Origin of the sequence: Blautia sp. HCP3S3_B11 (assembly GCF_052064435.1) — a bacterium.
Taxonomy (GTDB): domain Bacteria; phylum Bacillota; class Clostridia; order Lachnospirales; family Lachnospiraceae; genus Blautia_A.
Map to the genome: position 1 here is coordinate 1 of NZ_JBQHVP010000040.1, position 6,230 is coordinate 6,230.

The 6,230-nt window shown below is 39.2% G+C and carries 7 protein-coding genes and 1 pseudogene; 3 read left to right on the forward strand and 5 right to left on the reverse strand.

From position 1 onward, the window contains the following. Positions 1 to 157: 157 nt before the first annotated feature. Positions 158 to 397 (forward strand): hypothetical protein, encoded by a 240-nt coding sequence (locus tag ACTNC0_RS17995; RefSeq protein WP_117416100.1) that lies wholly within the window; start codon positions 158 to 160, stop codon positions 395 to 397. A 201-nt stretch (positions 398 to 598) separates the two neighbouring features. Here the strand turns inward: ACTNC0_RS17995 and ACTNC0_RS18000 are convergent, their stop codons facing one another. The 5 genes from ACTNC0_RS18000 to ACTNC0_RS18020 all read right to left on the reverse strand — a co-directional run bounded on the left by ACTNC0_RS18000 (position 599) and on the right by ACTNC0_RS18020 (position 4,577). Then, the gene (locus ACTNC0_RS18000; protein ID WP_441088462.1) at positions 599 to 1,933 is read right to left on the reverse strand and encodes an amidohydrolase family protein; all 1,335 of its coding nucleotides are present in this window, start codon (positions 1,931 to 1,933) and stop codon (positions 599 to 601) included. A 29-nt stretch (positions 1,934 to 1,962) separates the two neighbouring features. Further along, the gene (locus ACTNC0_RS18005; protein WP_441064919.1) at positions 1,963 to 2,424 is read right to left on the reverse strand and encodes a hypothetical protein; all 462 of its coding nucleotides are present in this window, start codon (positions 2,422 to 2,424) and stop codon (positions 1,963 to 1,965) included. Continuing rightward, positions 2,425 to 3,240, reverse strand: coding sequence for a DUF3100 domain-containing protein (locus ACTNC0_RS18010; RefSeq protein WP_441088463.1), 816 nt, complete (start codon positions 3,238 to 3,240; stop codon positions 2,425 to 2,427). A gap of 183 nt (positions 3,241 to 3,423) precedes the next feature. Continuing rightward, positions 3,424 to 4,338, reverse strand: coding sequence for a LysR family transcriptional regulator (locus ACTNC0_RS18015; RefSeq protein ID WP_441088464.1), 915 nt, complete (start codon positions 4,336 to 4,338; stop codon positions 3,424 to 3,426). Continuing rightward, on the reverse strand, positions 4,335 to 4,577 hold the full coding sequence (locus ACTNC0_RS18020) for an FCD domain-containing protein (protein WP_278697793.1): 243 nt from the start codon (positions 4,575 to 4,577) through the stop codon (positions 4,335 to 4,337). The genes ACTNC0_RS18015 and ACTNC0_RS18020 overlap by 4 nt, the downstream gene beginning before the upstream one ends. A 131-nt stretch (positions 4,578 to 4,708) precedes the next feature. On the opposite strand from ACTNC0_RS18020, the gene ACTNC0_RS18025 reads away from it, so the two are divergent. Together ACTNC0_RS18025 and ACTNC0_RS18030 are read left to right on the forward strand one after the other, a co-directional pair. Next, positions 4,709 to 5,086, forward strand: a complete 378-nt coding sequence (locus tag ACTNC0_RS18025) for a hypothetical protein (RefSeq protein WP_441088465.1) — start codon at positions 4,709 to 4,711, stop codon at positions 5,084 to 5,086. Continuing rightward, positions 5,073 to 6,082 (forward strand): annotated as a pseudogene (locus tag ACTNC0_RS18030) (helix-turn-helix domain-containing protein). Before ACTNC0_RS18025 ends, ACTNC0_RS18030 begins: the two are co-directional and overlap by 14 nt. Positions 6,083 to 6,230 lie beyond the last annotated feature (148 nt).

Genomic DNA, 6,230 nt, shown 5'->3' on the forward strand with positions numbered 1-6,230 from the left:
TTGGGACAATCCTGTCACTGCCTATTTTAGAAAAAGTAGAAAACTGCGCCACAGCCTTGGCAGGCCATCGCGCAGCGATTTTGTTCAATTTGAATTTTGACGAGGATTAACAGAATGGTAAAGCGGTAATTGAACAGAGTTTGGAGAGAAAAAACGTATGAATCAAATTGTTTCGTTGTTTATGTTTAGTTGTGGTGATTATGAGAAAGTAAAACAGGATGAGATGAAGAAACAATTCGATATGAAAATGGACGGACGTTGTCCTATTCCCGCCGAGATTGGTGGGGTCAAAACCTGTCCATTACGCATTAATAATCCAGATTATGTCGAAGGCGGTGATATGCCTAAGACAATTGCAAATAGCTGTGACAAGTGTATTTATTGTGCAAAGAAATGACATGCCTGGCAGTAACTGTTATATATAAAACAATGGTGAAAAGCCTGATTTGTAAGCTTTTCACCATTCATTATCATAGAAGAATCTAATTTACAGAGATTTTCTCATAGTCTCCACTTTCCAAAGACACAAGATTTTTTACAGCCTCTTTTACTTCCACCAGGCTCTGATAAATTCTGGTATAGCAGTCTTTTGCTTTTTTTAATAAGCTCTCTTTATGATTTCATTCATATGCTGTGTAGCTTCAAAGCGAATTCGCTCTTCATCTAATGTAAGTACCTCACGATTTTTCATAACAAGCTTTCCATTGATGATGGAATCGATTACATCATGTCCATTTGCAGCATCTACAATAGTATTTACAAGATTCTGAGTTGGTGTAATATGCGGCTGATCAATATTTAAAAGAATCAGATCAGCTTTCTTTCCTTCATTTACAGATCCCAGAATATCGCCATGTCCGATAGCATTTGCTCCTCCCTGAGAAGCCATTTTCAAAAGAGTCGGGCAGGTCATAACTACCGGATTAAAAGAAGGAAGTCCCCAATAAGCCAGCATAGAATAACGCAGAACCTTCATCTCATCGAAAATATCCAGGTTGGAAGGAGCAGCTCCATCACAACCCAAACCTACACTTGCACCAGCTTCCAGAATCTGAGGAGCCTTCGGGAAGCCATGATTTGCCAGGTTGGCTCTTGGACAATGGATCATTTTTACTCCTCGTTCTGCCATCAATGCAATATCATGGTCTGACAGCATAACATTATGTGCGGTCAGAAGATTTGGACCCAAAATTCCCATTTCATCTAAAAATTCAGCAGGACGTTTTTGATAATTTTGCAGGCAAAAGCTAACTTCATCTTTATGCTCACATAAATGTGCATGGATGCCTGTATGAAGTTCTTTAGCACATTCACCTACCATGGTGATGAGATCTCTGGAGCAGGTCATTACCTGACGAATAGCAAACCAGATATCCACACGGCCATCGCCGGCTCCCTGATAGTTCTTATACAGCTCTTTTGTATGGTCTATAGCTTCAGATGCAGTCTCCTTCATTGCGCCTGTAATAGCATTGCCCATATCCATTGTGGATTTCGCTATTGCGGCTCTCATGCCGGATTCTATAACTGCATCAGCTACACGTTCCATATGTACACCGCCGGAATCAGCAAAAGCAGTAGTTCCGTTTTTGATCATTTCCAGACAGGCTAACTGTCCGCTGACGTAAGAATCTTCCGGGAGAAGATTGCTTTCAAAGGGAACCAGGAAACGAGTCCAAACCATAGGATATTCATCAGCAACACGACCTCTTAACAGCTGCTGACAGGTATGTGTATGACCGTCTATCAAACCTGGCATAACAAGCTTACCTTTTCCATCAAGTGTTTCTGTGGCAACACTATCAACGAATTCATCTGCTGAACCGATTTTTTTAATCCAAGTGTCTTTAATTCCTACGGAACAGGTGGATGAAACGCTCATATCAGGATTCAGAACCTGACAATTTTTGATTAAAATATCATAGTTTTCCATAATCTACCTCATTTCATCTCATATGATTGTTAAATGGCTCCTGTCATTTTCAAAACAATGTCTGCAACAAGAGCGGAGAATATAAAGGTTCCGGTAATTACAAATAAAGTGATCAATACCAGCTTCCATCCCATTTTTGTAAAATCCTTTAAATCTTTTCCCAGAGAAATACCGGCAAATGCACCAAGTGCTGTAGCCGGAGCTAAAAATGCAACAGGAGTTGTAGTTTCAACTACGATATCTTTTACCGGCGAAACAGGACATGCAAGAAGCAGCCCGAGAAGGGATACATACATCATAGAAGGAAGCTTAACAAATCGGCTCATAAATTTACTTATAGTAAGACCGATAAGAGAAATAGCACTCAGTAAAAGAACTCCAATAATGGAATCTTTTACAGGCATTTTGTAACCAATTATATTTGTAAGTATTATAATCACAGACACCATGAGAAGCAGTCCAAGCTGCTGTACGAAGTATTTTCTGACCATTTATTTAACCTCCTGATTATTTTTGCGTCCAATCTTAGGCTCTAAAATTGCGTATAATTTTTTGGCAAGAGGAAGGCCTACGAAAGTACCCATGTAAATTCCGGTAATACCGGTCAGCATATCACTGGCACCACCCATAATCATAATCTTTTCTGCCTGCTGTGGGTATATTTCACCTAATGTTCCGGCAGCAGCAGTCATCATGGATCCACTTCCTACTCCACTGGCCATACCAAGAGCAATAGGATCGAAAATATTCCAGGAAGCTACAACGCTTGCAAGAATACTGATAAATACTGTTCCGATTACAGAACCTACGATATAAACTGCAAAGGTTCCTTTTGTTTCCGGAGCGTCCGGTCCAAAAATATCTGTAGTTAATCCAAGGTTTGAATCACGGTTAATTGAGTAACATGCACCAATAGATTCCTTCTTTAAACCAAGCAATAATGCGAGAGGCATAGATAAAAGAATCGTTCCAAGGTTTCCGAATTCCTGAAGAAGTAATGCAGGACCCACTGAAACCAGTTTTGCAAGATTTGCACCGGAAGAAATGCCCATTTTAGCCATAAAAGGTGCTAAAACCACAAGGACCAGACTTCCGCCTATTTTACATTCCTCAGTTTTGAATACTTTAAAAATATCCGGTCCTAAAAGCCCTCCGAATATGACGGCAAACACCATCGGAAACAGAGTAAGTGTACCAACGCCAATGTTAAGCTTAACGGTTCCGATCAGATCACAGACTGCGGAAATGACCAGAGCGGCAAGGTAAATTTTCCAGTACTTTTTGATGACAATCTTTAGTTTTTCCATATAAGAAACTCCTTCCTTTTTTTCTGTGCAGGTGCGTAGTAATTTACGTTGTAAGTATAACATGAGAGCTGGTTTCTGCGAACATACAAAAAAGCGATGGGAAGCCATCGCTTTTTTCACTATATCAAGAAAGGGGTTTTCTCACTGCATTATTTTTTTATAAGAAAATCGTCGGATCTTTATTTACATAAAAACAGCTTCATTCTGCATTAAAAGCTCCACAAAACGGCTGGCGGTATCAGAAAGTGTATGCTTTTTACGCAAAATCCATCCTATCTCAAGGCGAACTCCGTTTTTGACAGGCAGAGAAATAATGTCGCTGTAATTACTATCAAAAGATCTGTAACCACTTCCAATAGCAAATCCATGGCAATAACGCATAGCAGAATAGGAAGCTGCCCGGTCAGAAACATGGATTATTTTTTTTACCTGATAATTTGGAATGATAAGATCAGTATAAGCAGGGTTCGTGTCAGGTGAACGATCATAAGAAATAAAAGGATATTGTATCATTTCTTCAATATTAATTTCCTGGCTATTGGCAAGTGGATGGTTTTGGCATATGTAAGCATGAGCTGTCTGATAAACAATGTGATTAAAAATAATACCACGATTTCTTAATTCCTGAATCATCTGTCCTTTGCTATGCTCTGTGAAAAAAATAATTCCCAAATCGTCCAGTCCCCGTTCTACGCGATCCAGTACTTCTGAGGTACGGCATTCATAAAAACCACAGTGATAGGAACCATAGCGTTCATTTAACTTATTGATGACAGAAATAAAAGAGGCCATGCCGCAAATGTGATGCTGGGCAGAAACGGACAGACCTAAAGGCCGTTTTTTGGAACCGTTATATTTCTCATCCAGGTAGTCAAGACGGCTTAGAATTCCCTTAAACTCAATTAAAAGCTCTTCGCCGCTTCTGGTAAGACGTACGCCTGTGCTTTCTCTTATAAATGCGGTAATGTCATATGTGTTTTCTATTTCCTTAATAGCGCTGGAAATGCTTGACTGAGCTGTAAACAAACGCTTGGCTGCTTCACTGATAGAGCCGGACTCAGCTACGCTGATAAAATATCTTATTTGCTGCAGTGTCATATAAGGTCTCCTTTTTTAATCATCTGGATTCTCTTACGGTTGTAAACCAGATGCAGATACATGGCATCCTGTGCCCGGAGGGGCTCATGAGCTGCAATGGCATCTGCAATCTCACGGTGAGTCTCGATGGTTTCTTCCTGCAGTGCACCTCCGGTGGTTTCTACAAAGAGAGGAATCTGATATTTTTTGAGGAAGGCTTTTTTCTTCAGATAACAAATGCATCGTATGATTTGCTCCATTTCTAATAGTTATCATTCTTGTTTCCTATGATAATGTGTTTCGGGTTCAATGTCAAAATGCTAAAATGTACAAAAACAGATACAAAAATTTAGAGAAAATTCCAGTATTGCATTTTTGATGAATAGAATACATGGTAAATACATCAGATGAATTCAAAGGAAAAATGGAAGAAACAACTTTTGTGGCAGATCCAATGAGACTGATGATCGTTGCGGCGGTCGGAATCGTAGTTCTATTGGTGCTGATCATCAAATTTAAGCTTCATCCGGTTTTTGTCTTGGTTCTTCATTTCTTTGCTTGGGTTCGACTCATAAGAAAAAGGAAAACAATACAGCTGATAAATAATTTCCTGCTTGTATTGCTGGAAAATAGGGATTCATCGAGTTCTTTTGTGATTTGCAACTGCTGGTTGACAGATTTACAGCCTGAAATGGTGGAATGCAAACAGCAAAACTGTTATATTGAGCTCATAAAATCTGCAAAAGGAGAAAAAAATGATTTTAACTGATAAGATTACAGAGGAAAGAAAAAAGAATGGATAGTCACAGGAAGAACTAGCCAATCAGTTGGGCGTATCCAGACAGGCAGTATCTAAGTGGGAAAGTGCAGGAGCTGTTCCAGATTTGCAAAGAATTTTACAGATGTCGGAGCTATTTTGTGTTAGTACAGATTACCTATTAAAAGATGAAATGAAAGCAGAAAATATCACCTATCACGAAAGTACTGAAAGCTATGCAGAACCGTTGAAAAAAGTAACTATGGAGAATGCAAATGAATTTCTTGACATGAAAAGAAATGGATCCAAAGTAGTGGCAAACGCAACAAGTATGTGTATCTCAAGTCCAATATTATTGATTGTTCTTGTGACAATGGCAGAAGATGGCGTATTTCATGTTTCGGAATCTCTGGCAACAGTATTTGGATGTGTTTTTTTGCTTGGAATGGTTGCGGCAGCCGTCTTTTTGTTTATTACATATGGAATGCGAGAATCACATATGGAACATTTTGAAAAAGAATGCTTTGAAACAGAGTATGGTGTATCTGGAATAGTACGAGAAAAAAAGATTCCTATGAACCGATTTTTATCAGAGGAACAGCTGTTGGGGTAGTGCTTTGTATACTGGCAGTGATTCCGACAATTATTGCCGGATCCATGGAAACGTCTGACTATTACTGTGGTCTTTCCGTTGGATTACTGCTATTCATACTTGCAATAGGAGTGAATCTGTTGGTTCGTGTTGGGATGGTAAAAAGCAGTTACGATACCCTTCTTCAGGAAGGCGAATATACAAAAGAAGAAAAATTGTTTAAGAAAAAGACTGACACGTTTTCTGGTGTATATTGGTGCTTGACTACAGCGATTTACCTTGCATGGAGCTTCTGGACGATGAGCTGGGATATTACATGGATTGTATGGCCGGTTGCAGGTGTTTTGTTTGCAGCATTGCTTGGTGTGGTGAAAATGGTGTTAAAGAATGGCAGTGAAACTCAGCACTATATTTAAGATGGAGTTAAGTTTATTTTCCGCATATTATACTCATCCAGAAATTCTTTAGGCTACAATCAATAGCGGTGTAAACGAAAAAGCAGTCTTAAACTATAGAAAAACTGCCCTTTCGTTTGCACCGCGTTTGATTTTGCCAAAGTGAACA